Annotated in this window: 1 protein-coding gene; it reads left to right on the plus strand. The window is 61.7% G+C overall.

The window, feature by feature from the left end; translation table 11 throughout:
* The first annotated feature begins 116 nt into the window (after positions 1–116).
* On the plus strand, positions 117–809 hold the full coding sequence (locus E4K09_RS19890) for a hypothetical protein (protein ID WP_134499468.1): 693 nt from the start codon (positions 117–119) through the stop codon (positions 807–809).
* Positions 810–1,169: the final 360 nt, after the last annotated feature.

The following is a 1,169-nucleotide window of genomic DNA, read 5'->3' on the forward strand; positions in this document are numbered from 1 at the left end:
ACGTCTACCGTCTACGAGCCATGGCGGCATGGAAGTCCGCGGCGGGCGTGCTCGCCTGAATTCAACAAAGCAGGGCTTCTCGCGGTCGCCTCAGGTTACCGTGACATCACCGCCGGATGACCCGGTCCCATGTCAGCAAGGGGGGAGCGCGCTACCGCTACTATGTCTCACAGGCGCTGTTGCAGCGACGGAAGGAGAGCGCAGGATCTGTCTCGCGGGTGCCTGCGCCGGAACTTGAACAGGCGGTGGTAAAGGCGGTCAGAACGCGGTTGCCTCAGGCTAAAGCTGATGCATCCGACCCGGATGTCGTCAGCCGGTTCCTCGAGCGGGTCATTGTGCAAGACGGTGCGCTCGAGATCATCTTCAGGGGAGACGAGGAGAGCGAACCGGGATCGATCCTGATCCCCTGGTCACGGCCGCGGCATACGCGCAAGCGCGATCTGATTGTGCCGAAGGAGGCGGGGGAGGGGATCCTCCGACCAATCCGTCCCGAAGCGCGGACCAAGCTCCTGCTGAGCATCGCCCGCGGGCGGGCCTGGGTCGACGAGTTGATGTCGGGACAGGTGGCGAGCACGCATGCTATTGCGACTCGTGAGGGGTTGTCGGAGCGGTCGATTCGGATGACCTTGTCCTTGGCCTTCCTGGCGCCTGATCTGGTGACAGCGGCCGTTGAGGGTAGGCTGACGCGGGGCATGGGGGTGACGAGCTTCGCCGAGTTGCCGTCTGATTGGACCGAGCAGCGCAGACTTCTCGGATCCGAAGTGGCCAAGGAAGTCAGGATCAGCAAAGATGTATGGCGGAGCATCTGACTTTTAATCAGAGGGTCCTGGGTTCGAGTCCAGCGCGCTCACCACCTAAAACCCTTAACCGGTAAGAGTTTCGTAGATTTCCCGCCTCTGCAGACCCGCGCCCGATTTTCTTCCGGGTAACGCCACGGGTAACAGAAGACGAACTTCATGCAATCTGCGGCAGCCTCGCCTCACATCGCGCGGGGTGACGAGCGTCCGCAATGTGGGGACGAACTGACCTTCACACGGCCGCGCTTAAACGGCCGAGTTTGACCGATGCTGTTGAAGAACTCGGTTGTGTCGGCGCGAGGGGTATGATTCCGTTCTCGTTAGGATTTGCGGGGAGACGCAGCGATGATGGGGCGTCAGCGGAACGACCAA

It is taken from the genome of Microvirga pakistanensis, assembly GCF_004458765.1.
Classification (GTDB): domain Bacteria; phylum Pseudomonadota; class Alphaproteobacteria; order Rhizobiales; family Beijerinckiaceae; genus Microvirga; species Microvirga pakistanensis.

Coding starts and splice junctions, on each gene's coding strand:
- E4K09_RS19890 (WP_134499468.1), top strand. CDS start 117: ATGACCCGGTCCCATGTCAGCAAGGGGGGAGCGCGCTACCGCTACTAT.